At 73.1% G+C, this 25007-nt stretch carries 21 protein-coding genes; 9 read left to right on the forward strand and 12 right to left on the reverse strand.

Features of this window, described 5'->3' with window-relative positions; genetic code table 11:
- Positions 1-60 precede the first annotated feature (60 nt).
- Entirely contained in the window at positions 61-3426 is a 3366-nt protein-coding gene (locus CTE05_RS07030; RefSeq protein WP_146845407.1) for a glycoside hydrolase family 9 protein, read from the reverse strand.
- Between the two features lie 266 nt (positions 3427-3692).
- Here CTE05_RS07030 and CTE05_RS07035 point away from each other — a divergent pair, with 266 nt between their 5' ends.
- The gene (locus CTE05_RS07035) at positions 3693-4730 is read left to right on the forward strand and encodes a LacI family DNA-binding transcriptional regulator (RefSeq protein WP_146845408.1); all 1038 of its coding nucleotides are present in this window, start codon (positions 3693-3695) and stop codon (positions 4728-4730) included.
- Between the two features lie 33 nt (positions 4731-4763).
- Here the strand turns inward: CTE05_RS07035 and CTE05_RS20195 are convergent, their stop codons facing one another.
- On the reverse strand, positions 4764-4910 hold the full coding sequence (locus CTE05_RS20195; RefSeq protein WP_186814766.1) for a hypothetical protein: 147 nt from the start codon (positions 4908-4910) through the stop codon (positions 4764-4766).
- A 118-nt stretch (positions 4911-5028) separates the two neighbouring features.
- On the opposite strand from CTE05_RS20195, the gene CTE05_RS07040 reads away from it, so the two are divergent.
- Genes CTE05_RS07040 through CTE05_RS07050 form a run of 3 tightly spaced genes read left to right on the forward strand, consistent with a single transcriptional unit; the run spans position 5029 to position 8935 of the window.
- Complete coding sequence (locus CTE05_RS07040; RefSeq protein WP_146845409.1) at positions 5029-5793, forward strand: 3-ketoacyl-ACP reductase; 765 nt, start codon at positions 5029-5031, stop codon at positions 5791-5793.
- A complete protein-coding gene (locus tag CTE05_RS07045) occupies positions 5793-7811 on the forward strand; it encodes an FAD-dependent oxidoreductase (protein ID WP_146845410.1) in 2019 nt (672 codons plus the stop codon). Before CTE05_RS07040 ends, CTE05_RS07045 begins: the two co-directional genes overlap by 1 nt.
- On the forward strand, positions 7811-8935 hold the full coding sequence (locus CTE05_RS07050) for an SGNH/GDSL hydrolase family protein (RefSeq protein ID WP_146845411.1): 1125 nt from the start codon (positions 7811-7813) through the stop codon (positions 8933-8935). Before CTE05_RS07045 ends, CTE05_RS07050 begins: the two co-directional genes overlap by 1 nt.
- Here the strand turns inward: CTE05_RS07050 and CTE05_RS07055 are convergent.
- From CTE05_RS07055 to CTE05_RS07080, 6 genes are all read right to left on the reverse strand, one after another.
- Positions 8912-9457, reverse strand: a complete 546-nt coding sequence (locus CTE05_RS07055) for a hypothetical protein (RefSeq protein WP_146845412.1) — start codon at positions 9455-9457, stop codon at positions 8912-8914. The genes CTE05_RS07050 and CTE05_RS07055 overlap by 24 nt on opposite strands.
- A 3-nt stretch (positions 9458-9460) precedes the next feature.
- Positions 9461-9781, reverse strand: a complete 321-nt coding sequence (locus tag CTE05_RS07060) for an SHOCT domain-containing protein (protein WP_146845413.1) — start codon at positions 9779-9781, stop codon at positions 9461-9463.
- Between the two features lie 69 nt (positions 9782-9850).
- A complete protein-coding gene (locus CTE05_RS07065; RefSeq protein ID WP_146845414.1) occupies positions 9851-10753 on the reverse strand; it encodes a sugar phosphate isomerase/epimerase family protein in 903 nt (300 codons plus the stop codon).
- Positions 10750-11913 carry a Gfo/Idh/MocA family protein gene (locus CTE05_RS07070; RefSeq protein ID WP_146845415.1) on the reverse strand — a complete coding sequence of 388 codons (1164 nt, stop codon included), beginning with the start codon at positions 11911-11913 and terminating at the stop codon, positions 10750-10752. Before CTE05_RS07070 ends, CTE05_RS07065 begins: the two co-directional genes overlap by 4 nt.
- Before the next feature lie 407 nt (positions 11914-12320).
- Positions 12321-13835 (reverse strand): mannitol dehydrogenase family protein, encoded by a 1515-nt coding sequence (locus tag CTE05_RS07075; RefSeq protein ID WP_146845416.1) that lies wholly within the window; start codon positions 13833-13835, stop codon positions 12321-12323.
- On the reverse strand, positions 13832-14947 hold the full coding sequence (locus CTE05_RS07080; protein ID WP_146845417.1) for a LacI family DNA-binding transcriptional regulator: 1116 nt from the start codon (positions 14945-14947) through the stop codon (positions 13832-13834). The genes CTE05_RS07075 and CTE05_RS07080 overlap by 4 nt, the downstream gene beginning before the upstream one ends.
- Before the next feature lie 213 nt (positions 14948-15160).
- On the opposite strand from CTE05_RS07080, the gene uxaC reads away from it, so the two are divergent.
- The 4 genes from uxaC (at position 15161) to CTE05_RS07100 (ending at position 18782) form a co-directional block, all read left to right on the forward strand.
- Complete coding sequence (gene uxaC, locus CTE05_RS07085; protein ID WP_146845418.1) at positions 15161-16648, forward strand: glucuronate isomerase; 1488 nt, start codon at positions 15161-15163, stop codon at positions 16646-16648.
- Positions 16645-17274: a bifunctional 4-hydroxy-2-oxoglutarate aldolase/2-dehydro-3-deoxy-phosphogluconate aldolase gene (gene eda / locus CTE05_RS07090; protein ID WP_146845419.1), complete on the forward strand. Its 630-nt coding sequence runs from the start codon at positions 16645-16647 to the stop codon at positions 17272-17274. The genes uxaC and eda overlap by 4 nt, the downstream gene beginning before the upstream one ends.
- Positions 17275-17299: 25 nt before the next feature.
- Entirely contained in the window at positions 17300-18403 is a 1104-nt protein-coding gene (locus CTE05_RS07095) for a sugar kinase (protein ID WP_146845420.1), read from the forward strand.
- A gap of 142 nt (positions 18404-18545) precedes the next feature.
- Positions 18546-18782, forward strand: coding sequence for a hypothetical protein (locus tag CTE05_RS07100; RefSeq protein ID WP_146845421.1), 237 nt, complete (start codon positions 18546-18548; stop codon positions 18780-18782).
- Positions 18783-18849: 67 nt separating this feature from the next.
- Here the strand turns inward: CTE05_RS07100 and CTE05_RS07105 are convergent, their stop codons facing one another.
- A complete protein-coding gene (locus CTE05_RS07105) occupies positions 18850-20379 on the reverse strand; it encodes a UxaA family hydrolase (protein WP_246123391.1) in 1530 nt (509 codons plus the stop codon).
- A 90-nt stretch (positions 20380-20469) separates the two neighbouring features.
- Between CTE05_RS07105 and CTE05_RS07110 the strand changes: the two genes are divergently transcribed.
- Complete coding sequence (locus CTE05_RS07110; RefSeq protein WP_146845422.1) at positions 20470-21492, forward strand: LacI family DNA-binding transcriptional regulator; 1023 nt, start codon at positions 20470-20472, stop codon at positions 21490-21492.
- Here the strand turns inward: CTE05_RS07110 and CTE05_RS07115 are convergent.
- The 3 genes from CTE05_RS07115 to CTE05_RS07125 all read right to left on the reverse strand — a co-directional run bounded on the left by CTE05_RS07115 (position 21489) and on the right by CTE05_RS07125 (position 24991).
- Positions 21489-22184, reverse strand: a complete 696-nt coding sequence (locus tag CTE05_RS07115; RefSeq protein WP_146845423.1) for a FadR/GntR family transcriptional regulator — start codon at positions 22182-22184, stop codon at positions 21489-21491. The genes CTE05_RS07110 and CTE05_RS07115 overlap by 4 nt on opposite strands.
- A 25-nt stretch (positions 22185-22209) precedes the next feature.
- Positions 22210-23079 carry an amidohydrolase family protein gene (locus tag CTE05_RS07120; RefSeq protein WP_146845424.1) on the reverse strand — a complete coding sequence of 290 codons (870 nt, stop codon included), beginning with the start codon at positions 23077-23079 and terminating at the stop codon, positions 22210-22212.
- Positions 23080-23176: 97 nt separating this feature from the next.
- Positions 23177-24991, reverse strand: a complete 1815-nt coding sequence (locus tag CTE05_RS07125; RefSeq protein ID WP_186814767.1) for a gamma-glutamyltransferase family protein — start codon at positions 24989-24991, stop codon at positions 23177-23179.
- Between the last annotated feature and the right edge of the window lie 16 nt (positions 24992-25007).

Consider the following 25007-nt stretch of genomic DNA (forward strand, 5'->3'; position numbering starts at 1 on the left):
CCGATCCTCGCAGGCGAACGGGGGCCCGGACCCGTCGCGGGTCCGGACCCCCGTGGTGGGTCAGCCGTGCACTCGCCTCTGCCGGGCCAGAAGGACGGCTCCCGTGCCGCCCAGCAGGAGGACGAGTGCGGCCACCAGGATGCCGGCCGCTTCTGCGCCGGTCGTGGCCAGGGTGCCGCTGCCGCCGGCCCGCGTCGCCGTGGTCGGCGCTGCCGTCGTCGCGGGGTCCGTCGCGCCGACCGTGGGGGTCGGGGCGGCGGCCGCCGTCGCCGTGAGCGTCGCGGGCTCGGAGTACACCCCGCCGAACCTGTTCGCGACGTACGCGCGGTACTGCAGACCCGGCCCGGCTGCCCGGGCCAGCCGAGCCGTGGCTGCGGGGGCCGTGCGAGCGGTGACGGTGTGCGTCGCCCCAGTCGCGCCCGGGATGTCGGTCCACACGCCGCCGACGGCCTCCTGCCATTGCACCGACGGTGCCGGGGAGCCCGTCACGGACACCGTGAACGTGACCTCGGTGCCGTCGACGGCGGTGACGTCGGCGGGCTCCGTGACGATCCAGGCGACCGTGCCCGCGGCCGACCGGTCACCGTCCTGCTGGTCGGCGACGAACGACGCGACCCACGACATCGCCGAGTTCCAGTTGACCGTGATCTCGTTGGTCGACCACGACTGGATGTCGTCGACGTAGCAAGCCTGCGGTGCGCACATGTGGTCGGCGTCGTACAGGCCGCCGATGACCGGGTCCCACGTCCCCACGTCCGAGTTCGGTCCGCCGGACACCGAGCCCCGCGGCGGGTTGGGGAGGGACTCGCTCAGTGAGTTGGCGAACCAGCGGCTGTGCTGGTCGTCGGAGAACACGTCCCCGTAGCCCGTGATGTACGAGTTGTTGAGGGCGTTGCGGCCGAGCAGGTAGTCCATCGACTCCAGCACGGCGTCAGCGAACCGCTGATCGCTCGTCAGGTCGAACGCGGTGCCGAGCACGACCTGGTTGTTGAGGACCGCCGAGTTGGACCCCCATTCGTAGACGCCGTTGGCGTTCCCCGGGTAGACCGTGCCGAACGGCTGTGCCGCCTGCCGCGCCAGGTAGGTCTCCGCGCCGGCCACCACGGACTCGCGGATGGCGGTGCGTCCGGGGATCTCCGACTCGACCACGGCGAGGTCGAGGCGACCGAGGCCGGCCGTCTCGCCCCAGTACATGCCGCCCTCGGACCAGATGTCCGCGGTGTGCAGCTCGCTGGCGAGGACCGCGTCCTCGAACTGCTGCTCGCCCGTCGTCAGGTAGAGCTCCGCGGCGGCCCAGTAGAACTCGTCACTGACGTCGTCGTCGTCGTAGGGCCCCCCGCCGGGGCTCGGGTCGGAGTTGGGCGCCGGCTGGAGCAGGTCGGGGTGGGCGACCGCGGCGTCGTAGGCGACGCGGCCCGCGGCGAGCAAGTCGGCCGCGAAGTCGGCGTCGTACGACGACCACAGGCGCGCACCCTGCGCCGCGACGGCGGCGAAGTTCAGCGTGGCCGCGGTCGTCGGGCGGTGCAGCCGGCGCTCCTGCGGGTCGCTCGACGGCATCAGGGGCAGGCCGGTCCAGTCCACGTCGTGCACCTTGTGGTGGACCATGCCGGCGAGCGGCTGGCCGGCGGGCACCTGCATCTTCATCATCCACTCGAGCTCCCAGCGTGCCTCGTCCAGCACGTCCGGCACGTCGTTGCTCTGCTCGTCGCGGGGGATGTCGAGGCTGCCGTCGCCCAGCTCGGCCGCGTCGCCCGTCGGTGCGTAGAGGGTCCGCTCATAGGTGCTGAGCAGCTGCGCCACCGCGATGCCGCCGTTGACCACGTACTTTCCGTGGTCGCCGGCGTCGTACCAGCCACCGGTGACGTCGAGCGTGTAGTCGCACCTCCAGTCGCCGTACAAGTTCTGTGCCTCGGCCGGCGAGATGCACGGCACGGCCGTGTCGCCCTTGTTGGGAGCGACGCCCACGTGGCCCGCGTCACGGGTGTACTCGGGGTCGCCCATGATCGACCCGTCGATCGCGATGCCGCTGCGGACGGGGTAGAAGTAGTTCAGGGCGTCGTACCGCAGCTGCTGGTAGATGCCGGCGCCGATCTCGAAGGGGTGGCTCGTCTCGCCGTCGGCCGTCAGCACGTACGTGCCCGGGGCGGTGACGCTGCCAAAGTCGATCTCGTGCACGTTCCGGCCTGCGGTCGGGTCGACGCCGCGCGGGGTGGTGGTGCCGGACGCCACCGACGTGCTGCCGGACATGAGGTTCCAGGTGACCGGGTCGGCCTCCGCCGTCACGAGCGTCGCCTGCTTGGGACCCTGCGGCAGGTAGCCCACCTGGTTGACCCGGACGCGAGGGCCGGTGTCGGGCTCGTACGCCGGTGGTGCCTCCGTCGTCTCGACGAGGGACAGCTCCGTGATGCAGAACGTGTAGGGCGACGCCCGGCGGCCGAGCTCGAGCTGGATGCGCCCGAACGCGGTCGCGGGGTCCGAGCTGAACGACGCGTCGGCGGTGAACGGGTAGGTGAACGTCGTCGGCGTGGACGTCACGGCGGCGGAGGAGTCGAGCACCCGGTGCCACGGGTCGCCGTACTGGCCGACCAGGACGTTGATGTTCGCCGCGCTGCTGGCGTACGCGGTGAAGTCCAGGACGTAGTTCGTACCCTCGACGATGTCGATGTGCGGGTACTCCAGGCCGGCCTCGTAGGGGTTGGCGTACCCACCCTGGAGGTCGATGCAGGCACTCAGGCCGTCCGTACCCGCTCGCGCCGTGCCGCCACCGGCCGAGTCGTAGAGGGTGAAGCCGCCGAGGTCTCCGTCCCCGAAGTCGTGGTCGACGACCGTGCCCGGCGTGCCGGAGCCCGACGTGACGGAGAAGTTGTCGACGCAGAACGTGTAGGCGGCGGGCTGCCCGCCGAGCTGGAACGAGGTCGGACCCGTCGCCGTGGTCCAGTCGGCGTCGACCGGCGATCCCGGTTCGCCGGGGGCCGTCGGCCAGTCCGCCGGGGAGAAGCTGAACTCGACGTGCTGGGGCGTCGCAGTGCCGTCGAGGACCACGGGGTGGCCGAACGTGGCGGGGTACGCCGGGCCGCCCTGGAGCTGCACCGTGACCGCAGCGGTCGCGTGCGCGTCGAACGCGACCGTGTAGGTGAGGTCGCGCTCGTACGTCACCCCGTCGTGCTGCAGCGCGATGTCCCACGGGTTGGTACCACCGTCGACCTGTGCGCACAGCTCGCCGGTGGCGGCGCTGGAGGACACCGTGCCGGCGTTCGCGTAGGAGAACCAGCCCTGCGGGTCGCCGCCCGCGAAGTCGTGCTCGTCGGTGACCGGTGCGCCGGTCGCCGAGGACGCGAAGGCGGAGAGGGCGACGAGGGCGGACAACGTGGCGCCGGCCACCCATCCGGCGCGGCGTCGGGGCCGCGCGACGTGAGAGGAAACCACAGTGTCTCCTGAGAAGAGGGTCGCGCCCAGGGTGAGGACCAGAGACCGGGAGCGCTTCCAGTCCCTGGGAGCAGGGACGCTAGCACTGGACGCGTGTACAGGAAAGGGCTGATCAGGACCTCATGCGGATGGCACCCGGCGGGAGTCGCTCAGTCGGGTGAACCAGACCGGAAGCGCTCCCGGTGGGAGGTTCGACCCTGCGGCGGTTCACAGGAATGCCCTACAGCCGGTAATCTCACGCCGGAGCGAGCCGGCGGGAGGCATCGATGACATCGCCGACCGGCAGACAGCCCACCCTCGACGAGGTGGCCAAGCTCGCTGGCGTCTCTAGGTCCGCGGCCTCGCGCGCCATCAACAACGCGGCCCACGTGAGCGCGGCCAATCGCCTCGCCGTCGAGCGCGCCGTGCGCGAGCTCGGCTACGTGCCGAACGTGACGGCCCAGGCGTTGGCGCGGCAGAAGGTCGGCGCGGTCGTGCTCGCGGTGTCCGACCACAACAAGGAGCTCTTCGGGGACCCGTTCTTCGGGCAGATCATCGCGGGCGTCACGGCGGCGCTCGAGGACACCGATCTCGACCTCAAGCTCCTGCTCTGCCACCCCGAGCGCGGCCACGACCGCGTGCGACGCATGCTCCGCCCACCCCGCGCCGACGGCATCATGGTGATGGCCCTGCGGGGCGACGACCCCCTGCAGCGCATGGTCGAGAAGTCCGGCCTGCCGACCGTCTACGGAGGGCTCCCGTTGCACGGGCAGCCCGAGTGGTTCGTGGACGTCGACAACCGGGGAGGTGCCCGGGTCGCCGCCGAGCACCTCGTCAGCCTCGGACGCCGCAGGATCGCCAGCATCGCCGGGCCCGCCGACACGCACGTGGCCGTCGCCCGGCTGGACGGCTTCGCCGACGCGCTCTCGGTCGCGCAGCTCGACCACACGCTCGTCGAGCACGCCGACTTCACGCGCGAGGGCGGAGCCGCGGCGATGGAGCGCCTGCTGGAGCGCGAACCCGGGCTCGACGCCGTCTCGGTGGCCTCCGACAACATGGCTGCGGGCGCTCTGCAGACGCTGCTGCAGCACGGACGCCGGGTGCCGGAGGACGTGGCCGTCGTCGGCTTCGACGACCTCCCGATCGGGCACCTGACGCAGCCGTCCCTGACGACGATCCAGCAGCCGATCCGCTCGCTCGGGTACGAGATGGCGCGCTTGCTGCTGGCGGTCGTCGACGGTGAGAAGCCCAGCCCTCTGCTGCTGCCCACCCGTCTGGTGGTCCGCGAGTCCGCGCCGGCGCGGGTGTCGCTGGCTGCGTCCTGAGAGGCCGGCCGACCGCAGGCTAGGCGGGTCCGGTCATGGGTGCTGCTCGGACGATCGGGTGCGGGCGGCAAGGATCCCGTCGCGCACGGCGAGCCGGATCACCCAGTACAGGGCGGCCAGCACGAGCAGCGGGACCGCCACATAGACGAGGACGAGGATCAGCAGGTGGGAACCGAGCATGACCGCACGCGAGTCCTCGCGGCGGAGGGAAAGCGCTTGCCCTGTGTCCGTCCGCGTGGCACGATCGGTTCCGACGCGCAGGTCAGACGTGCGTCCCGCACACGGAGGTAGGGCAACGATGCCGGCAGTCGCACTGGTCACCGGGGGCAGTCGGGGGATCGGCCTCGGAATCACGCGGCGGCTGCTCGCCGACGGCTTCGCAGTCTCGATCCTCGCCACGCGCGAGGAGCCGTCCGAGCTGCTGGAGTCGCTCGACGCGCCCGGCCGGGTCCGCTACGTGCGCGGCTCGGTGGCCGACCTCGAGGACCACGCCCGGTTCGTCGACGACGCGGTCGAGGCCTGGGGCCGCCTCGACCTGCTGGTGAACAACGCCGGGGTCGCTCCCAGCGTGCGGGCAGACCTCCTCGAGGCCGGCCCCGAGAGCTTCGACCGGGTGCTCGGCATCAACCTGCGCGGGCCGTACTTCCTGACGCAGACGTTCGCCCACCGGGTCATCTCTCTGGGCTCTTCCTTCGCGGAACGCCCGCGCGCGACGGTGATCAACGTGTCGTCCATCTCCGCGACCACCGTCTCCACCAACCGCGGCGACTACTGCATCTCCAAGGCCGGCGTCGCCATGGCCACCCAGCTGTTCGCGGTGCGCCTCGCGCCCGAGGGGATCGTCGTCTACGAGGTCCGTCCCGGTGTGATCGCCACCGACATGACCGCGGGCGTCACCGAGAAGTACGACGCCCTGATCGCCGAGGGCCTGGCGCCCATCAACCGCTGGGGCCGGCCGTCCGACGTCGCCGGTGCGGTCTCGATGCTCGCGTCCGGCCAGACCCCGTACTCGACCGGCGAGGTGTTCCACGTCGACGGCGGCATGCACATCCCGGTGCTGTGATGACGACCTCGCTGGACGGCGTCCCCGTCGTCACCGTCAACACCGTCGTCGTCGGCACCGGCTCCGCCGGGTTCTGCGCGGCCGACCGCCTGTGGGAGCTCGGCCAGACCGACCTCGTCATGGTCGCGGACAAGGTCAACGCGGGGTCGTCGCGCAACGCCGGCTCGGACAAGCAGACCTACTACAAGCTCACGCTCTCCGGCGGCGACGGCGACTCCGTGCGGGAGATGGCCGAGACGCTGTACTCCGGCGGCGCGATGGACGGCGACAACGCGCTCGCGGAGGCCGCCCTGTCCGCCCGCGGGTTCCTGCGCCTGTGCGACCTGGGCGTGCCGTTCCCGCAGAACCGGTACGGCGAGTTCATCGGCTACAAGACCGACCACGACCCGCGTCGTCGCGCCACGTCCGTCGGGCCGTACACGAGCCGGTCGATGGTCGAGCAGCTCGAGAAGAAGGTCCACCGCAACGGGACCCGCATCTACGACGAGTGCCGTGTGGTCGACGTGATCGTCTCCGAGGGGGCGGTCGTCGGGCTGCTGGTCCTGCGGACCGACGTGCCGCACGACGGCGCCGAGTCCCCGTTCCTGCTGTTCCGCTGCACCAACATCGTCTACGCGACCGGTGGACCTGCCGGGATGTACGCGACGCGCGTCTTCCCCAACGGCCAGTGGGGTGCCTCCGGGGCGGCCTACCGCGCCGGGGTGCACGGCAAGAACCTCACCGAGTGGCAGTTCGGCCTGGCCTCGACGCACCCGCGCTGGAACGTCTCCGGCACGTACATGCAGGTCATCCCGACGTTCGTGTCGACGGACGCCGACGGCGGTGACGAGAAGGAGTTCCTCACCGAGGCGATCCCTTCGTATGGGCAGCTCATGTCGCTGGTGTTCCTCAAGGGCTACCAGTGGCCGTTCGACATCCGGAAGGCGCTCGACGGCTCGTCGCTCATCGACCTGCTGGTCTACCGCGAGACCGTGCTCCGTGGGCGACGGGTGTTCCTGGACTTCCGTCGGAACCCGGTCCAGCCGGAGTTCGACCCGTCCGCGCTCAGTCCCGAGGCGTACGAGTACCTGGATCGCGCGGGCGTCCTGTTCGGCACGCCCATCGAGCGGCTGCGGCGCATGAACGAGCCCGCGTACCAGTTCTACCTGGGCAAGAACCCGTACGTGGACCTCGAGACGACCATGCTCGAGGTCGACGTGTGCGCGCAGCACAACAACGGCGGGCTCGTCGTCGACGCCTGGTGGCAGTCGAACATCCAGGGGTTCTTCCCGGTCGGCGAGGCCGGCGGCGCGCACGGGGTCTACCGGCCCGGCGGCGCGGCGCTGAACAGCGGGCAGGTCGGAGCGACGCGCGCGGCGCAGTTCATCGCGGCGCGGCGCACCTTCGACCCGCCGTCGTTCGAGGCCGCGGCCCCGGTGCTCGACGCAGCGGCCGCCCTCGTCGAGGCGGCCTCCGCCCGTGCGGCCTCCGGGGTCCCCGACAACACCGGTGACCTGCTGCGCGAGGTCCAGGTGCTCATGAGCGCCAAGGCCGGACCGGTCCGTTCCGCGGAGTCGATCCAGGAAGCGCTGGTCCAGGTCCACGCGTGGCTCTCGACCTACGAGTCGACGGTGTCCGCCGACGCCTCGTCGCGGCGCTCGATCAACCGGACGTTCCTCGTCCGCGACATCCTCACCAGCGCCTACGTGTACCTGTCCGCGATGGCCGACTACGTGGCGCACGGCGGCCGGTCGCGCGGCTCCGTCCTCTACACGGACCCGTCCGGGAGCATCCCGCACGGCCTGACCGAGCTGCCCGACGTCTTCAGGTTCACCCTCGACGGCGGCGCGCTCGACGACGAGGTGCAGGAGACGTCCTGGGTGCCCGCCGACGGGTTCGTCCCCGTGGTCCCGCGCGCCGCCGACGACCCCGCCGGTGAGCCCGTGTTCCGCTGGCGTCCGCGCCGGCCGATCCCCGAGGACGACGACTTCTTCGAGAACGTCTGGCGCGAGTTCCGCGAGCACGGGAACATCCACTGATGCGCATCGCCCTGCCGGACCCCCGGGTCGAGGTCCGCGGGGCGGCGTGGCTGGAGGACGGTCTGCCGCACCGGCTCCCGGCCTGGACGCGACCGCAGTTCTCCGACGACTTCATGGCCATGGTCGAGGCGCAGCCGTCCGGGGTCCGGCTGCGGTTCCGCACCGCCGCGACGACGGTGCGCCTCGACGTTCACGTGCTGCGCGTCGCGGTCGACCCCGCGCCGCCCGGTGAGCCGCAGCCCTTCGACGTGCTGGTCGACGGGGCGGTCGTCCCGCAGCCGTCGGGGATCGCGTCGCACGCCGGGGTCCTCGCGCTCGACCCGCTCACCCGCACGACGACCGAACGTCCCGGCCCGCCCGGCGTCGTCGACCTCGTTCTCGGCGGAGACGGCACCGTCGAGCGCGACGTCGAGATCTGGCTGCCCCCGGGAGAGACCACGCGGCTCGTCGCGCTGACCGCCGACGCCCCCGTGTCCGCGCCGCGTGCGGTGGACGCTCCCCGCTGGGTGCACCACGGCTCGTCGATCAGCCACGGCGCCGGAGCCGCGTCGGCCCTCGGGGCGTGGCCCATGGTCGCCGCACGAGCCGTCGGTCTGGACCTCGTCAACCTCGGCTTCTCCGGCAACGCCGTGCTCGACCCGTTCGTCGCCCGCGCCATCCGCGACCAGCCCGCCGACGTCATCACCCTCAAGCTCGGCATCAACCTGGTGAACCATGACGCCATGCGCCTTCGCGCGTTCGCCCCCGCCGTGCACGGCTTCCTCGACACGATCCGCGACGGCCACCCGACGACGCCGCTCGTCGTCGTCTCCCCGCTGCTGTGCCCGCTCGTCGAGACCACCCCCGGGCCGACGTCGCTGGACCCGGCCGACCCGTCGGTGTTCCGCACGACCGGCCACCCCTCCGACGGCGCCCTGACGCTGACCGTCATCCGGTCGGCGCTCCGGGCCGTGGTCGAGGCGCGTGCCGACGTCGCCCTGCGCTACGTCGACGGCACCACGCTCTACGGCTGGCCCGACTGGGACGACCTGCCGATGCGCGACCTCATGCACCCCGACGCCGAGGCGCACCGGTTGATCGGGACACGGTTCGCGACGGTGCTACGGAGCCTCCAGCGCGGTTAGCTGCTCCCGCCACAGCGCGTCCATCGCGTCGTGGTCGCGCATCAGGTCGACCGACACGAGCAGTCGCCGCGGGGTCAGCGAGAGACACCACGGCCCGGTCACCGGGACGGTCTCGGTGACGTACCGACCTCGTGCCGGGCTCGCGCCGATCCACGGCGACAGCCAGTCCGCGCGGTAGGCGCGCATCACCCGGGACGACTCCCAGTGCTGGTCCTGCACCCACCGGACCAGCTCGTGGTGCTCGTCGTCCATCATCTCGTCGTACAGCGCCGACAGCGACGAGCCGGGTGGCGGGGCCACGTACTGCGCCGGGGGCGAGTCCTCGATCGCAGCCCACCAGCCGTCCCAGTCGGCCTGCGTCACGGTCACGGTGGAGGGCCTGACAGGGACGGGTGGCGTCAGTGCCGGGATGTCGGTCCCCACCTGCAGGCCGAACCGGTCGCGGACGTACAGCGCCGCGGTGAACCCGACGCCGTCCGTCCGTTCGACCGTCAGCCCAGGCTCAGCACCGCGGAGGTACACCGCTCAGACCTCGCCGAGGATCCTCTGCCGCATCTCGCCCAGCTCGTCGGCCGTGATGAGGCCGCGCCGGAACAGGTCCTGCGCCTCCGCGAGCCGCGCCTCGGCCGACCGCTCCGGCGCGAGCGCGAGGCTCCGGTGCGCCTGCGCGAGGACCTGCGCGTCGGCGGTCAGCGGGTCCAGGCCGGCGTCCCGCAGCACCGTCCTCTTGCGGGCTGCCACGACGATCGACCAGATGATGCCCGCGAAGATCAGCACGGCGACCAGGACGAACCCCGCGGTGAAGGCTGCGTCGTTCGCAGCGGGCAGCATCGGGTTCGGGTCCATGTCGTCCTCCGGCCGGGTCGGTGTGCATCAGTGACGCTAGCGGCCCCCACGGCGGCCTGTCCCGAGAACTCAGAGGTGCGGGAGGACCAGTCGCACGTAGCGGTCCGCCAGCGTCGACACCGTCTCGTCGCCCGGAGCGTCCCAGACGGCCTGGTGGAAGATCTCCACCTCGACGTCCCCGGTGTAGCCGGCCTCGGCGACCCACCGGGTGATCGTCGCGAAGTCGATGTACCCGTCTCCCACGTGCCCGCGCGAGAGCAACGGGTCGGCCGCGAGCGGCAGGACCCAGTCGCACACCTGGTAGCTCGCGATCCGCCCGGTCGCGCCGGCCCGGGCGATCTGCCGCTGCAGGTCCGGGTCCCACCACACGTGGTACGTGTCGACGACCACGCCGACGACGTCCGCCGGGTACGGCTCCGCGATGTCGAGCGCCTGGCCGAGAGTCGAGATGACGGCCCGGTCCGCGGCGAAGATCGGGTGCAGCGGCTCCAGCACGAGCCGGACGCCGTGCCCGGCCGCGAACGGCGCGAGCTCCCCGATGCGGTCGGCGACGCGCTGGCGTGCGCCGACGAGGTCCCGACCACCGGTCCCGGGCAGTGCCGGACCGCCCGGTGTGCTCGCGGCGGGCAGTCCGCCGACGACCATGATCAGCTCACGCGTGCCGAGCGTCGCCGCCTCGACGATCGCCCGACGGTTGTCGTCCAGCGCCGCCGTCGCCGCCGCGTCGTCGTCCGCGGTCAGGAACCCGCCGCGGCACAGCGACGAGACCCGCAGGCCGGCGTCCGCGATGATCTTGGCGGCTTCGACGACCCCGGCCTCCTGGACGCGGTCGCGCCAGACGCCGACCGCCGGGAGCCCTGCGCGCACTGCTCCGTCGACGGCCTCGCGCAGGGTCCACGCCTTGGTCGTCGCCGTGTTGAGGGACAGCCGGGACAGGTCGCGGCCGTCCGACGGCGCAGCCGGCGCCGTCACAGCGTGATCGTCGGGACGTCGAGACGACGGCCCTCCGCCGACGACCGGAGCCCCAGCTCGGCCAGCTGCACGCCGCGCGCGGCCGACAGCAGGTCGAACCGGTGGGTGCGCCCGGCGACCACGTCACGCAGGAACTCCTCCCACTGCAGCTTGAAGCCGTTGTCCAGGTCGCCGTTGGCCGGCACCTCGAGCCACTGGTCGCGGAACGACTCCGTGACGGGCAGGTCCGGGTTCCACACCGGCTTCGGGGTGTGCGCGCGCTGCTGGGCGACGCACTTGTTCAGCCCCGCGACCGCCGAGCCGTGCGTGCCGTCGACCTGGAACTCCACCAGCTCGTCGCGGTACACCCGGACCGCCCAGGACGAGTTGATCTGCGCCACGACGGGGTCGCCGTCGGGCGTCTCGATCTCGAAGATCCCGTACGCCGCGTCGTCGGCGGTGGCGTCGTACGCCGTGCCCTGCTCGTCCCAGCGCGTCGGGATGTGGGTCGCAGTCTGCGCGTTCACCGTCCTGACCGTGCCGAGGATGCCCTCGAGGACGTAGTTCCAGTGGCAGAACATGTCGACGACGATGCCGCCGCCGTCCTCCTTGCGGTAGTTCCAGCTGGGGCGCTGCGCCTCCTGGCCGTCGCCCTCGAACACCCAGTAGCCGAACTCGCCGCGCAGCGACAGGATCCGGCCGAAGAAGCCCTCGTCCACCAGCCGGCGCAGCTTGACCAGGCCCGGCAGGTACAGCTTGTCGTGCACCACGCCCGCCGTGACGCCCGTGCTCTCGCGCAGGCGGGCGAGGTCGATCGCCTCCGCCAGGGTCTCGGCCGTCGGCTTCTCCGTGAAGATGTGCTTGCCGGCCTTCATCGCCGCGGTCAGCGCCGAGTAGCGGCGGCTGGTGACCTGCGCGTCGAAGTAGATGTCGACCGTGGGGTCGTTGATGACGGAGTCCGCGTCCGTGGTCCAGTGCTCGACGCCGTGCAGCTCGGCCAGCTCGCGGACCTTGTCGGCGTTGCGGCCGACGAGGATCGGCTCGACCTGGACGCGCGTGCCGTCCTCGAGCGTGACGCCGCCCTGGTCGCGGATCGACAGGATCGAACGGACGAGGTGCTGGCGGTAGCCCATCCGGCCGGTGATGCCGTTCATCCCGATGCGCAGGGTGCGGGTCGTCATGAGTGCTCCGAGTGTTCTGGACCGCGGTGTCGGTCGGAGTGGAATGCGCTTTCCAGCGTAGCCTACGGAGGCGCCACCTCGTCAAGAGCTCACGGCCGGGTCGTGCTCGTCAGGTGGCCGACGTCGTGTCGGCGGCCGGGGTGCACCTGGAGCGCAAGCGCTGCGCCCGGTCGCCACAGGGCCATGGCCCCAGGCCTCGCCGCACGGCTCGCCGCCGCGGCGGCGCGGCGACCTTCCGGGCTAGCCCGGAGGCCCACCGCTCTGCGTCGCCGCCGTGGCGCGGCGACCTTCCGGGGCGTCCGGAGGCCCACCAGCTCGGCGACGGCGCCGCGGCGAGGCGACCGTCCCGGCTAGGCCCGGATGCCCACCAGCTCTGCGACGGCGCCGCGGCGAGGCGACCGTCCGGGCTAGGCCCGGATGCCCACCAGCTCTGCGACGGCGCCGCGGACGGCTGAGCGGAAGACGTCCGACCCGGCCAGGTCGTCGCCGAACACGACTCGCACGTCGAGCATCCGGTCGGCGAGAGAGCCAAGCGGCCCCTCGGCGGCGGCCGCGAGGGTCGGCGCCAACGGGTCGTCGAGCCCCACCGGCCGACCCTCGACCTCGAGCTCGCCCTGCGAGGTCGCCCGGACGTAGGCGATCCAGGCGGCGACGGTCGCGGCGGCCGCCGTCGGGACCGCACCGCTGTCCAGGCGGTCGCGGACCGTGCCCAGCAGCCGCTGGGGGAGCTTCTGGGAGCCGTCCATCGCGACCTGCACGGTGGTGTGCCCGGTGTTCGGGTTCGCGAAACGGGCCAGGACGTCGTCCCGGTACTGCGCGAGGTCCAGCCCGTCGGGGGCGACGAGCGTCGGCAGGACGTCGTCGTCGACGAGCGCCCGCACCGTCGCCTCCAGGGCGGGGTCGGCGACCGCCTGCGCGATCGTCGTGTATCCCCGCAGCGCGCCGAGGTAGGCCAGGGTCGAGTGGCTGGCGTTCAGGACGCGCAGCTTGGCGCGCTCGTACGGCGCGACGTCCTCGGTCAGCGTCGCCCCGACGCTCTCCCACGCCGGGCGCGGCCCGGCGAACCGGTCCTGGATGACCCACTGCGTGAACGGTTCCCCGATCACCAGACCGGCGTCGCTCAGTCCGAGCAGGGACCGCGCTTCGGCACGGTGCGCGTCGGTCGTCGCAGGCACGATCCGGTCGACCATCGTGCCAGGGAAGCACACCGACGTCTCGACCCACGCGCGGAGCCGGTCGCCGTTCGGCACGGCGTCGAGGGTCGTGCCGACGAGCGCCGCGAGGACGGCGCCGTTGTCAGCCAGGTTGTCGCAGCAGACCACGGTGAGGTTGCCGGCGTCCTGCCTCGCGCGCAGGGCGAGGCCCCGCAGGAGCAGGCCGAGCGGAGAGCGGGCGGGCGTGTCGGGCCGGCCGCCGCGCAGCTCCGACGCCAGGGAGTCGAGGTCGGCGGCCAGGTCGGGGTCCGTCAGGTCGGGGCGGCCGTCGGCCGCCCGCCGGTACCCCTTCTCCGTCACGGTCAGGGTCACGACGTGCGTGGTCGGCGCGGCGATGGTCGTGAGCACCCGAGGGGTGTCGACCCCGGGGAACGCGACGTCGCGCAACGACCCGACGAGCCGCAGCGAGGTCTCGGTGGTGCCCTTGGTCAGCACGCCGTAGAGGCCGTCCTGCGGCGCGAGCTGCTCGACCACGCGGGCGCTGCGCTGCGTGACGCCGAGGATGCCCCACCGGTTCTCGCCCGACGCCGCGGCGGCGTCCTCGGTGAAGACGGCCTGGTGCGCCCGGTGGAACGCGCCGAGCCCGAGGTGGACCAGGCCGACGCTCACGTCCGCGGGGTCGACGGCGGGAGCCTGCACCCCGGACGGGAGCCTCGAGGTGGACAGGGTCGCGCGGGAGAGCCGCGGCGCGCCGCTGAGGGCGGTCATCCGCCGGCCGCCGACGACTGGGCGGGAGCCACGCCCGTGGACGCGCGGACCACGAGCTCGACCCCGATGAGCACCGAGGGCGGGACGGCCCCCGCGCCGATGTCCCCGATCGTGATCGCCGGTGCCGGGTGGCGCGTCCGCTCCGCTGCCGTCAGAGCCGCCGCGAGCGCGGACTCGGCGGCTGTCGGGACGGAGCCCGCCTCGATGAGCAGGTCGACCGCCGCGCGGCCCAGCCGGGCGAGCGGGACCGTGACGGTGGTGAGGGCCGGCGACACCAGGGTCGCCGCCGGGATGTCGTCGTACCCCACGACGGAGACGTCCTCGGGCACGCGCACGCCCCGGGCGCGCAACCGGCTCAGGATGCCGAGCGCGAGCAGGTCGTTGTGGGCGAGGACGGCGGTGACGCCGCTCGCGGCGACGAGGTCGCCTGCTGCCACCCCGCCTCCGAAGAGCGGCGGGAAGTGCCCGAGGTCCACCACCTCGACGCTGCGCAGGCCGTGCGACGCGTGCTCGAGGCCGCGCCGCCGCTGGGCGTCGGACCACGAGCCGACCGGTCCGCCGGCGTAGCCGATCCGGCGGTGCCCGAGCGCGTACAGGTGGGTCACGGCCTGGCGGACGCCGTCGGCGTTGTCGATGACGACGGACGGCAGCCCGGAGTGCAGCCGGTTGACGAGCAGCAGGGGGACGTCGTCGTCGAGCACGTCCCGGCCGAGCCGGTCGAGCGCGGCGTCGGCCATCCTCGGCGAGCACAGGATGACGCCGTCCACCTGGGCGCCGAGGTGCCCGACCAGCTCGCTCTCGAGGCGGGGGTCCTCCTCGGCGTCCGCGACGAGCAGGGCGAAGCCGAGTGCCCGCGCCCGCGCCTGGACGCCCTTGGCCACGGCGGCGAAGAAGGGGTTCTCGAGGTCCGGCACGACGAGGCAGAGGTTCCCCGTGCGGCCGGTGATGAGCTCCCGCGCGGCCCGGTTGGGCCGGTAGCCGAGGTCGCGGGCGACCTGCTGGACGTGCTCGCGACGAGCCGGCGCGACCAGGTCGGGGGCGCTGAGCGCGCGGGAGGCCGTCGCCGGCGAGACGCCAGCGGCTCGCGCGACGTCGCGCAACGTGACCACCACGGTCCCTCCTCGTCTCGACCCCTCGATGGATGAATGCGATTTCAGCACGGCCGCTCCGACCGCCGCAAGGGCCGTCCCGGCATGCGGGACCGTTCGGTCAGAGGTCTTGTGGTCAGCCCGTTCACCTGGTTGGGTGCGATGAATGCGTTTGCACCGCGTGTCATCGGAGGTTCCTCCCGACGGCGGACGACAGCTGTTCCGAGGAGGATCGTGATGGTGAGCGAGACCGGGTGGTCGTTGCACCCCGACCGGGCGTTGCCCAGCGACCCCGTGGTGCGGCCGATCGCCCGGGAGATCCTGGCGGCGACGGCGGACCTGCCGATCGTCTCGATGCACGGTCACGTCGACGCGAGCCTGCTGGCGCGTGACGAGCCCTTCGCAGACCCGGCCTCGTTGCTGGTCACCCCCGACCACTACCTGGTGCGCATGCTCGTGTCCCAGGGCGTACCGCACGACGACCTCGGGGTTCCCCGCCGGGACCGGCCGGGCGTGGTGGCGGACCCGCGGGAGGTCTGGCGCACGTTCGCGACGCACTGGTCGCTGTTCCGCGGGACGCCCACGCGCTACTGGCTCGAGCACGTCCTCGTCGAGGTCTTCGGCGTGGACGAGCGGCCGTCGGCCGACTCCGCCGACAGGCTGTACGACCTCCTGTCCGAGCGCCTGGAGAAGCCGGCGTTCCGTCCGCTGGCGCTCTTCGACCAGTTCGGGATCGAGATCCTCGCGACCACCGACCCGGCGACCGCGACCCTCGCCGACCACGCCGACCTGGCGGACCGCGGCTGGGGCGACCGGATCGTGCCGACGTTCCGGCCGGACGCGTTGCTGCACGTCGACCGCCGGGGCTGGCGGGCGGACGTCGCCCTGCTCGAGGAGCGGTCGGGCGTCACGATCGGTGGGTACCGCGACCTCGTGCACGCTCTGGAGGAGCGCCGCAGGGCGTTCGTCGCGGCCGGCGCGCGCGCGACGGACCACGGGCACCTCTCCGCGGACACGACGCCGCTGAGCGAGACCGAGGCGGAGCGGATCGTGTCGGCGGCCCTGCGCGGTGACGTGGGCGCGGCGGACGCGCAGGCGTTCTCGGGTCACATGCTGTTCGAGATGGCCCGCATGTCGGCCGAGGACGGCCTGGTCATGCAGCTGCACCCGGGCGTCCTGCGGGACCACGACCGGGCGGTCCTCGACCTGCGCGGTCCGGACGTCGGCTACGACATCCCGACGACGACCGAGTACGTGCGCGCCCTGCGCCCGGTGCTGGAGGCGTTCGGTCACCACCCGGGGCTGCGACTGGTCCTGTTCACGGTGGACGAGGACACGTTCAGCCGCGAGCTGGCTCCCCTCGCGGGCGTGTACCCCGCCGTGCGGCTGGGCGCGCCGTGGTGGTTCCTCGACACCCCGGACGGCATGCGGCGCTTCCGTGAGGCGGTCACCGACTCGGCCGGGTTCGCCAACACCACGGGGTTCGTCGACGACACGCGCGCGTTCTGCTCGATCCCCGCGCGGCACGACCTCGCCCGCCGCATCGACGCAGGCTTCCTGGCCCGGCTCGTGGCGGAGCACCGGCTCGACGCCGACGAGGCGATCGAGACCGCGGTCGACCTCGCCTACCGGATCCCGCGTCAGGCCTACTCTCCGCCGAGCACGGCACACGCCTTCCCGCCGCCCTCGAGCGGGCCCGAGCACGGTGCGAAGGAGCACAAGTGAACGAGATCCTGGAGCGCCTCGCGGCGCACCGCCTGGTCCCCGTCGTCGTGATCGACGACGCCTCGCACGCCGACGCGCTGGCGCAGGCCCTCGTCGACGGGGGGCTCCCCGTCGCGGAGGTGACCTTCCGTACGGCAGCCGCAGCCGACGCGATCCGCGCCATCGCCGCTCGCGGGGACGTCCTCGTGGGTGCGGGCACGGTACTGACCCCGAAGCAGGTCGACGACGCCGTGGCCGCGGGTGCCTCCTACGTCGTGTCGCCCGGCACCAGCCGTGCGGTGGTCGAGCGCTGCCAGGAGCACGGCATCCTCGCCCTGCCCGGTGCGGTCACGGCCACCGAGGTGCAGGCCGCGCTCGAGCTCGGCCTGACCACCGTGAAGTTCTTCCCGGCCGGGACCTCGGGCGGGGCCAAGGCGGTCGCCGCGCTCGCCGCGCCGTTCGGCGACGTCGGGTTCGTGCCCACGGGCGGCATCGGCCCCGGCAACCTCGCGGAGTACCTGGCGCTGCCCTCCGTCCGGGCGGTCGGCGGCTCCTGGATGGTTCCCCGTGACCTCATCCGCGGCGGCGACCTGGACGCCGTCCGGGACCTCACCGCCGAGGCCGTCAGCCTCGTCGCCCACCCCTGACCTCGATCGCGAAGGAACACCGCTCATGTCCGACCTGGTCATCCGCCCCGCGGGCGAGACACGCTACGACGCCGTCTCCCTCGGCGAGGTCATGCTCCGCCTCGACCCCGGCGAGGGTCGTATCCGCACCGCCCGGTCGTTCCGGGCCTGGGAGGGGGGCGGCGAGTACAACGTGTCCCGCGGGCTGCGCAGGGCGTTCGGCCTGCGCACCGCGATCGTCACCGCGCTCGCGGACAACGAGGTCGGCCGGCTGGTCGAGGACCTGATCCTCACCGGCGGGCTGGACACCTCGTTCATCCAGTGGGTGCCCTACGACGGCATCGGGCGTCAGGTCCGCAACGGTCTCAACTTCACCGAGCGTGGCTTCGGGGTCCGTGGCGCGGTCGGCGTGAGCGACCGCGGCCACACCGCCGCGGCCCAGCTGGCTCCCGGGGACGTCGACTGGGAGCACCTCTTCGGCGAGCTCGGGGTGCGCTGGTTCCACACGGGCGGCATCTTCGCGGCGCTGTCCGACACGGCCGCCGAGACCGTGATCGAGGCCGTCACGGTCGCGCGCAAGCACGGCACGATCGTCAGCTACGACCTCAACTACCGGCCGAGCCTCTGGAAGGCCGTCGGCGGGCAGGCGCGCGCGCAGGAGGTCAACCGGGCGATCGCGCCGCACATCGACGTCATGATCGGCAACGAGGAGGACTTCACCGCCTCGCTCGGCTTCGAGGTGGACGGGGTCGACGAGAACCTGTCGGCGCTGGAGCTCTCGTCGTTCGCCGCGATGATCGACCGCGTGGCCGAGACCTACCCGAACTTCCGGGTCATCGCCACGACGCTGCGCACCGTGCACTCCGCGACGGTGAACGACTGGGGCGCCATCGCGTGGTCGAAGGGCACGGGGGTGGTCAGCGCCACGCACCGGGAGCGCCTGGAGATCCTCGACCGGGTCGGGGGCGGCGACTCCTTCGCGTCCGGCCTGGCGTACGGGCTGCTCGCCGGCGAGGACCTGCAGACCGCGGTCGAGTACGGCGCCGCGCACGGTGCCCTGGCGATGACGACACCGGGGGACACGACCATGGTCAGCAAGGCCGAGGTGCTCAAGCTCGCAGGAGGCGGCGGGGCCCGCGTCGACCGCTGAGCACGCGTCCTCGCGTCGCCTCGGCGTGCGCGGCCCCGTGTGGTGGTCGCCACGCCGAGGTGGACCGACGGGCGCGTGCCCGCGGTCCCGTGGTGCACTTGGGCCAGCAACCGCACGCTCAGCACGACCCCGGAGGTACCCGATGAGCCACTCGACCCTGCCGTCCGCGATGCCCGGTGCATCGCTGGAGCTGGACCCCGAGGGGCAGCTGCTGTGCCCGAGGTGCCGGGCGACGACCCTCGACGTCCAGGGGATCGACCAGGTGAGCGGGATGCCGTGGGTGAACCACGTCCTCGTGTGCCGGACGTGCAGCGTCACGTCCCGGCTCGCCCTCGTCGGCGCCTTCGGCCGCACCGTGCTGCGCTGGCTCGACGACTGACCCTACGGTCCCATTAGATCGCGGCGGGGTGACCGGGCCGCGAGACGTGCGCACCACGCGGCACCGCTCAGGTGACGGCGCCGAGCTGCCAGGGGACGAACTCGTCGGACCCCAGGTCGAGCTCCTCGGAGACGGTCTGGCGGCCGGAGGCGACGGCGATGATCAGCTCGAACAGCTCGTCGCCGACCGACGCGACGGTCGCCGTGCCGTCGACGATGCGCCCGGCATTGAGGTCCATGTCCTCGGTCATCCGCAGGTACGTGGCGGTGTTCGTCGCGACCTTGATGGACGGGGTCGGCTTGCAGCCCAGGACGGACCCGCGACCGGTGGTGAAGACGACGACGGTCGCGCCGCCGGCGACGAGGCCGGTGACGGAGACGGGGTCGTATCCGGGGGTGTCCATGAAGGTGAAGCCGCGGGCGGTGACGGGTTCGGCGTACTCGTACACCTCGACCAGCTCGGCGGTGCCGCCCTTGGCGACGGCGCCGAGCGACTTCTCGAGGATGGTCGTCAGGCCGCCGGCCTTGTTGCCGGGGGAGGGGTTGTTGTCCATGGTGCCGCCGCCGGCCGCGGTGTAGCCCTTCCACCAGTCGAGCCGGTCGAGCAGCTTCTGGCCGACGTCACGGGAGACGGCGCGGCGCAGCAGGAGGTGCTCGGCGCCGAACACCTCGGGGGTCTCGGCGAGGATCGAGGTACCGCCGGCGGCGACCAGGCGGTCGGAGGCGTGGCCGAGCGCGGGGTTGGCGGTGATGCCGGAGTACCCGTCGGACCCGCCGCAGTTGAGGCCCAGGACGAGCTCGGAGACGGGCGCGGGGGTGCGCCGCAGGGCGTCGATCGCGGGGAGCATCGCCTCGATCGCCTCGACGCCGGCGCGCACGGTCCGGCGGATGCCGCCGGTCTCCTGGATGACGAGCGTCGTGACGGGCTTGTCGGCGGGCAGGTCGAGGCCGTCCAGGAGCGACTCCGCGGGGAGCATCTCGCAGCCGAGCCCGAGGACGAGCAGCCCGGCGACGTTCGGGTGGTCGGCGTAGCCGCGCAGGGTGCGTCGGGTGATCTGGGCGCCCTCGCTGGTGGGCACGAGGCCGCAGCCGGTGTCGTGGGTGAGGGCGACGACGCCGTCGACGTGCGGGTAGGCGTCCAGGACGCGGCCGCGGAACTGGTCGGCGATGAGCCGGGCGGTCGACGCGGAGCAGTTCACGGAGGTGACGATGCCGACGTAGTTGCGGGTGCCCCACCGGCCGTCGCTGCGCGCGTACCCGTCGAACGTGCGGACCGGTCCGTCCGGGGTCGGCAGCGTGACGCGGGCGGTGCCGAACTCGTAGGAACGCTCGTCGTCGTCCATGCCGAGGTTGTGCGCGTGCACGTGGTCGCCGACGGCGATGTCCCGGGTGGCTCGGCCGATCGACTGCCCGTACTTGTGCACCGGCGCTCCGGCAGCCACGGCGCGGACGGCGAGCTTGTGCCCGCGGGGCACGCTCTGGGTGACGACGAGGGAGTCCAGGACGGTGCCGGACTGCAGGTCCCGGGTGGCGACTCCGACGTCGTCGTCGGGACGCAGCACGAGAACGCAGTCGGCCAGGCTGAACGTCGTCGTCACCGGCTCAGGATACCGCTTTCCCGCGCATTCCACCGGCGTGCCCGGCCGGAACGAGCCATCGACCCGGGGCAAGCGCCTACCCTCCTGACCATGGCTGCTTCCGTGACGCTCAGTGACGTCGCCCGCGAGGCCGGCGTCTCGCTGGCCACCGCTTCCCGCGCGATCAACGGCAGCGCCAACCGCACCGTCCGCGCCGACCTGCGCGACCGGGTGCTCGCCGCGGCGACCCGGCTGCGGTACACGCCGGACGCGAACGCCCAGGCGATGGCTCGCGGCCGGACGACGTCGTTGGGCCTCGTCGTGCACGACATCGCGGACCCCTACTTCTCCTCGATCGCGGCGGGGGTCGCCCGGGCGGCCGACCGCGCCGGCCTGCAGGTCACGCTCGCGAGCACCCAGCACGACCCGAGCCGCGAGAGCGGGCTGGTCGACCTGCTCAAGCGGCAGCGGGCGCGCGCGATCGTCATCGCCGGTGGTCGCCTGGACGACGAGGCCACCAACGACGAGCTCCGCGCGGCGCTCGCCGACTACCGGTCGGTCGGGGGATCCGTCGCCCTGATCGGTCAGCCCATCCTGGGCGTGGACAGCATCGTGGTCGACAACGCGCAGGGCGCCGGGGACCTGGCGAAGGCTCTGCACGGCCGTGGATACCGCCGGTTCGCGATCCTGGCCGGCCCCGCCGACCACCTGACGGCGTGCGAGCGTCGCGACGCGTTCCGGGGGGCGCTCGCGGAGCTGGGCAGCCCGGTGCCGGACGACGCCGTCATCACGAGCGCGTTCACGCACGAGGGCGGCGAGGACGCGATGCGCGCCCTGCTGCGCGGCGGTGAGCTGCCCGAGCTCGTGTTCGCGGTGAACGACGTCATGGCCCTCGGTGCGCTCGCCGCCGGTCGTGAGGCGGGGGTCCGCGTGCCGGAGGACGTGGCGCTCGCGGGGTTCGACGACATCTCGACGCTGCGGGACGTCGTCCCGGCCCTGACGACCGTGCGGATCCCGCTGGTCGACATCGGGATCGCCGCCACGGAGCTGGCCCTCGCGGACGCGTCGGACGAGCCCCGGCTGACGCACGTCCCGACGCAGGTGGTCCTGCGCGACTCCACACCCGGCATCTAGGCGTTCGCGGGCGACCACACGCCCGTCGCGGAGTCCTCCAGGCCGAGCAGGTGCGTCGCCATCCGCAGGCGCGCCCGGTCGGGGTCGCGCGCGGCGACGGCGGCGAGGATCGCCTCGTGCTCGACGAACGCCCGGTTCTCGGCGCCGTCGTGGGAGAGCCCCCGCCACAGCCGGGTCCGGGACGCCCGGCCGGCGAGGCCGACGACCAGCGCCGCGAGCACGGGGTTGCCGGACGCTCGGGCGACCTCCTCGTGGAACGCGAGGTCGGCGTCCACGAGTCGGTCGTGGTCGAGCGGCACCTCGACGAGGGCGCGCGCGGTCTCGTCGAGCGCGGCGCGCAGCCGGGCGAGACAGTCGTCGCCGATGTGCAGCGCGGCGAGGCCGGCGGCCTCGGTCTCGAGGAGGCGGCGCACGGTGTGGAACGCGGCGGCGTCGTCCTGGAGCTCGGCGACGAAGCCGACGGGGGCGAGCAGCAGCGCGGGGTCGAGCGTCGTCACGTAGGTGCCGTCGCCGTGCCTCGACTCGAGGATGCCGAGCGTGCCCAGGGCGTGGACGCCCTCGCGCAGGGAGCCGCGGGAGACGCCGAGGGTCGCGGCGAGCTCTTTCTCGGCGGGCAGCCGCTGCCCTGCGTGGAGCCGTCCGTCGAGGATCATCTGCTTGACCCCGGCGACGACGTCGTCGGAACGTGACACGGAGCGAACCTACGCGGTGACGCGGTCAGTACGCGTCGAACGGGAGCCCGTACACCTGCGTGGCCGTACCGCCGAGCACCGCCGCCCGGTCGTCGTCGCTCAGCTGGTCGACCGTGGAACGCAGGCCGTGCCAGACCTGGGCGTAGGAGTCGCCCTCCAGGAGCGCGTACGGCCAGTCGCTGCCGAGCATGAGGCGGTCGGGCCCGAACACCTCCAGCGCGCGGTCGACGGCAGGCCGCAGGTGGTCCGGGGTCCAGCCCGCCCCGGCCGCGGTGGCCAGCCCGGACAGCTTGGCGACGACGTTCGGCATCTCCGCGACCGCGCCGAGCAGCGCGGACCAGCGGGTCCAGCCGTCGCGCTCGCCGGACCGCAGCGCGGCGAGCGGGGGAGAGCCGAGGTGGTCGAGCACGACCGTCAGCTTGGGATGGTTCTCGGCGAGGGTCGCGACGTGCGCGAGCGCGGTCGGGGTGTGTGCCGTGAGGTCGAGCGTCAGGCGTCGCTCGGTGAGGAGCGTCAGGCTGTCGTCGACGGCCGCGTCGAGCAGCCAGTCGGGCTCGCGGTCGTCGTGCCCGCGGTGGCCGATGCCCACGATCGGCTCCCGCCGCCACTTGTCCAGCTGCGTGGCGGCGTCGTCGGGGGCGTCAAGGGGCACCCAGGCCACGACGCCGGCGACCCGGGAGGAGGAGAGGGCCTGGAAGAGCATGAGCTCGGAGTCCGCGCGGTTGTCCGCGGCCTGCACGAGGACCACCCAGGCGACGTCCTCGTCGGCCAGCTGGTCCTCGATGTCCGGGACCCGGTACGTGCGGTGCACCGCCGCGTTCTCCGCGGTCATCCAGGGGTAGTGCACCGTGTCCGGGTTCCACACCTGGAGGTGGGCATCCACGACATTGGGCATGGACCGGACGCTAGCAGTGGTCCGATGTCTGAGCGCCTCCCGGCGTCGATCCCTCATCGAACCCTCATCGAGACCACAAGTCATCGGAGGACTCGGCTCACCGACCGACGGCGTAGCCCTGCATCCCTCGCGGGTTCGCCGCCGCGACGAGCATCCCGTCCGGCCGGACCCCGGCCGCGCTGAGCCGCCCGAGCTCCCACGGTCCGACCGTCTCCACGTCGTGCCCGCGCGCCGCGAGCGCGTCCAGGACGTCGCTCCCGAGGCGTGCCTCGGCGACCAGCCCGCGCGGCGTGCGGGTGCGCGGGTAGAACGAGCTCGGGACGTGCGTCGAGTGCCACATGGGCGCGTCGATGGCCGCCTGCAGACCGGCGCCGCCGACGAGGTGCCGGAGCAGGAACGGTACGGTCCACTGGTCCTGCTGGTCGCCGCCGGGGGTGCCGAACGCCACGCCCGACCCGTCGTCGTCGAGCAGCAGGGCGGGGCTCAGCGTCGTCCGCGGTCGCCTGCCGGGCGCGAGGCTGGTGGGCAGGCCCGGCTCGAGCCAGAACATCTGCGCTCGGGTGGGCAGCGCGAAGCCGAGGCCGGGGACGACCGGGCTCGACTGCAGCCAGCCGCCCGAGGGTGTCGCGGACACGCGGTTGCCCCACCGGTCGACGACGTCCACGTGGCAGGTGTCGCCCGGGCTCAGCCCGGTCGGCGAGATGGTGGGTTCTCCGACGCCCGGCCCCGCCTCCGTGCGAGCCGCCCACAGGGCCGCGGCGACGCGGGGGACGCGCCCGTCGGGCGAGCCCGGCAGGAGGCCCTCGGAGGCGTCGTGGCCGACGAGCCGCGCGCGCTCGGCGGCGTACGCGCCGGAGAGCAGGGTGTCGAGCGGGACGTCGTCGACGTCGCCGTACCAGGCTTCCCGGTCGGCGAACGCGAGCTTGGCCACCTCGACCACGGTGTGCACGAGCTCGACGGTGTCGTTGGTGCGCACCAGGTCGGCGACGCCGAGGGCGTCGAGCATCGCGAGCTGCTGCAGGAGCACCGGTCCCTGTCCCCAGGCGGCGGTCTTGTGCACGGTCCGGCCGGCGAACCGCAGCGATGTCGTCGGTTCCTCGGTCGCTCGCCAGCCGGCCAGGTCCGACGCCCGGAGCAGCCCGGTGTGCCGCCGGCCGGAGGAGTCCTGCACGGCGACGCCCGACTGGAACGCGTCGACGGCCTCGGCGACGAACCCCTCGTAGAACGCGTGCCGGGCGGCCTCGATCTGCGCCTCGCGTGAGCCGGCGCCGGTCAGGAGCCGCTCGAACGTGTCGGCCAGCACCGGGTTGCGGAAGCGCGCACCCGGCGCCGGGACCTCGCCGTGCGGGAGGTAGACCGCGGCGGACGTGGGCCAGTGCTCGGTGAACATCGGCGCGACCGTCGCGACGGTGCGCGACGCGGCCCGGACCAGGGGGTACCCGTCGCGCGCGTAGCCGATCGCGGGTGCGAGCACGTCGGCCAGCGGGAGGGTGCCGTACCGCGCGAGCAGGTCGAGCCAGGCGCCGAACGCCCCGGGGACCACGGCGGCCAGGTGGCCCGTGCCGGGGACGAGGTCCAGGCCCAGGTCACGGTAGGTGTCGATGGTCGCGGCGGCGGGTGCGGTGCCCTGCCCGCAGATCACGAACGTGTGCCCGTCGGCGGCGCGGTGGCCGATGATCGGGGCGTCGCCGCCGGGACCGTTGAGGTGCGGCTCGACGACGCTCAGCGTGAAGCCCGCGGCGACCGCGGCGTCGAACGCGTTGCCGCCGGCCTCGAGCACGCGCATGCCGACGGACGACGCGAGCCAGTGCGTCGAGGCGACCATGCCGACGGTGCCGACGAGCTCGGGGCGGGTGGTGAACACCCTCCGATCCTGCCTGACGGGCGGCGGTAGCACCCCTTGCGCACTCATCCGCGGAGTCATAAGG

Source organism: Cellulomonas terrae (genome assembly GCF_007990265.1).
In the GTDB taxonomy this organism is placed as follows: Bacteria; Actinomycetota; Actinomycetes; order Actinomycetales; family Cellulomonadaceae; genus Cellulomonas; species Cellulomonas terrae.

Coding starts and splice junctions, on each gene's coding strand:
- CTE05_RS07120 (WP_146845424.1), bottom strand. CDS start 23,079: ATGCCCAATGTCGTGGATGCCCACCTCCAGGTGTGGAACCCGGACACG.
- CTE05_RS20195 (WP_186814766.1), bottom strand. CDS start 4,910: ATGCTCGGTTCCCACCTGCTGATCCTCGTCCTCGTCTATGTGGCGGTC.
- CTE05_RS07075 (WP_146845416.1), bottom strand. CDS start 13,835: ATGACCGCCCTCAGCGGCGCGCCGCGGCTCTCCCGCGCGACCCTGTCC.
- CTE05_RS07095 (WP_146845420.1), top strand. CDS start 17,300: ATGTCCGACCTGGTCATCCGCCCCGCGGGCGAGACACGCTACGACGCC.
- uxaC (WP_146845418.1), top strand. CDS start 15,161: ATGGTGAGCGAGACCGGGTGGTCGTTGCACCCCGACCGGGCGTTGCCC.
- CTE05_RS07100 (WP_146845421.1), top strand. CDS start 18,546: ATGAGCCACTCGACCCTGCCGTCCGCGATGCCCGGTGCATCGCTGGAG.
- CTE05_RS07060 (WP_146845413.1), bottom strand. CDS start 9,781: ATGGACCCGAACCCGATGCTGCCCGCTGCGAACGACGCAGCCTTCACC.
- CTE05_RS07110 (WP_146845422.1), top strand. CDS start 20,470: ATGGCTGCTTCCGTGACGCTCAGTGACGTCGCCCGCGAGGCCGGCGTC.
- CTE05_RS07040 (WP_146845409.1), top strand. CDS start 5,029: ATGCCGGCAGTCGCACTGGTCACCGGGGGCAGTCGGGGGATCGGCCTC.
- CTE05_RS07125 (WP_186814767.1), bottom strand. CDS start 24,991: ATGAGTGCGCAAGGGGTGCTACCGCCGCCCGTCAGGCAGGATCGGAGG.
- CTE05_RS07070 (WP_146845415.1), bottom strand. CDS start 11,913: ATGACGACCCGCACCCTGCGCATCGGGATGAACGGCATCACCGGCCGG.
- CTE05_RS07035 (WP_146845408.1), top strand. CDS start 3,693: ATGACATCGCCGACCGGCAGACAGCCCACCCTCGACGAGGTGGCCAAG.
- CTE05_RS07045 (WP_146845410.1), top strand. CDS start 5,793: ATGACGACCTCGCTGGACGGCGTCCCCGTCGTCACCGTCAACACCGTC.
- CTE05_RS07050 (WP_146845411.1), top strand. CDS start 7,811: ATGCGCATCGCCCTGCCGGACCCCCGGGTCGAGGTCCGCGGGGCGGCG.